The sequence below is a fragment of the Aquabacterium sp. genome, from assembly GCF_021768455.1.
GTDB lineage: Bacteria > Pseudomonadota > Gammaproteobacteria > Burkholderiales > Burkholderiaceae_C > Aquabacterium.
Window position 1 is genome coordinate 1 of sequence record NZ_JAIZVX010000275.1, and the last position, 1,952, is coordinate 1,952.

General features: G+C 51.3%; 1 protein-coding gene. It reads right to left on the reverse strand.

All coding sequences use genetic code 11. The annotated features are described in order from the left end of the window. Positions 1-819: 819 nt before the first annotated feature. Positions 820-957, reverse strand: coding sequence for a hypothetical protein (locus QZ994_RS19675; RefSeq protein ID WP_290877740.1), 138 nt, complete (start codon positions 955-957; stop codon positions 820-822). Positions 958-1,952: the final 995 nt, after the last annotated feature.

A 1,952-nucleotide genomic window follows, 5' to 3' on the forward strand; every position in this document is an offset into this window, starting at 1 on the left:
AGCTCAGTGACGGTGAAATCGAGACGGACAGCGGCAGATCGGCCAGGAGGACTTCCAAGCGGCAGAAATTCAGTTTGGAGCGAAGGTAAGTTGGTTTGGTGCACTAGATTCATTCATTCTATGTATCTGACCAACTCACAAACGATTATTTTACAGCTTTTGGCCAGTAGGAGCACAAGACCCAGCGCAAGTCCCTCGAGATCGCCCAAGTCCGGCGACCATGCCTCCACCAAACGCCCCACACCAGCCGATACTCACAGGTTCGCTGTTTTTCTTTCTTTGCCATGCTTTACTCTATGTATCTGACCAACTTACGTGTCTTTTTCATGCAGCGCAAAGCCACAAACATCAAGACCCACAAGGTAAGCTCATACCTCAACATCGCCGACGCCTCCAACCACCCCAATTCGTTCCCAACCTCATTCCTTACCCCACACTTTTATTTACGACTTTATTCCTCACCCTTTTACCCACATTCTATCAGCGCCGTAGCCTCCATGACCGCACCGACAACGAGAACGGGCGCCGCCAAGGCCGGTCCCTGCACTCGGCCGCACCATGGGCCACGCCGCGGCCATCCTGCATCACACCGACCTGCCCCCGTACCTCAAGGTGAGTGTTGCCACATGGTGAAGTGTTCATTTGTGTGTTTCTTTTATTTTTTTCGTGCATGCGTGATCATTTTCCCGCCCATTTCCAATTTTTACATCGTACCTGACCATTTCGCCATTTTATTTCCACAGCAGCGGCCGCAGTCCATGCTGCACAACCTCGCCGGCCACAACACGGAGGGCCCGCCGGTCACCGCTCTGCTTCCGTTCACGTGGTCCCAGAAGCGGCACGGTCGGCGGGCAGGGCGAGGCTGACGGCCGGCGGCCCTACGTGGCGGAAGTTCGACAGCACGGAGCGCAGCGGCGTGAGGTTCATGCGGGTCAGGCCGGTGACGCTCTTCTCCACGGCCACACCTTGTGAGTGCTTTGTTTTGTGTGTTTTATTGTTGTTCTTTGTGCATTTTTTGTGCTGTTGTTGTGTGTATTGTATGTGTCTATTGCCATGATGTATTCTGTTGTATTCATTGTCAATCGTGTGCTCACCAAGTTTCCATCTCATTTCACCTGCACAGATCACTCTGCCCAGCGCCTCCCACACCAATGTGCTGCCCGCAATACAGACCTGTGTGAGGTTTGTGTTTATGTTTGTGTTTGTGTATGTGTTTATGTTCGTGTTGCGTGCTTTGTACTGTGTGCATGTGTATGTGTGCTGTTTATTTTGTATTGATTAATGTGTGCTCTGTGCATTGTGTGTGTGCTGACCTGTTTCTTTTCTCTATTCTATACACAGCACAACAAATGGAACAGACGGGGCGAGAGGTTTGTGCTGGCGGAGGGTGTGCAAGAGTCCAGGCGCGCAGGTGAGTTTATTTTATGTGTGTTGTGTGTACATTTTGTGCTATGTCTATGCTGTGTGCTGTGCTTTGTGTGTTGCGTGCGCTAACCAATCTCTTTCTCTTTTCTGTTTTCAGTACCATGAATGCTTCGTGCAGCGAGTGGAGCGTCGGAGGGCGCGAGCGGCGAACTCGACGAGGCTCAGGTGAGAACGTGTGTACTTTGTTGTGTGCTGTGTTTGTGTATTGTGCTGTTGGAACTGCGTGCGCTAACCATTCTCTTTCTCCTTTCTGTTCTCAGTACCATGAGTGCTTCGTGTGCACGGACCGACAGACCATGCTGGCGGAGAGAGCTCAAGTTTACGCGCAGGTGAGTGTATTTTATGTGTGTTGTGTGTACATTCTGTGCTATGTATATGCTGTGTGCTGTGTTGTTAGAGCTGTGTGCGCTAATCATTCTCTTTCTCCTTTCTGTTCACAGTGTAATGAATACCTCGTGCCGAGAGACAAGTCCGTGGCGGCGGAGAGGGCCGACGAGTCGACCGACAAGCAGGTAAGTGTGCTGTGT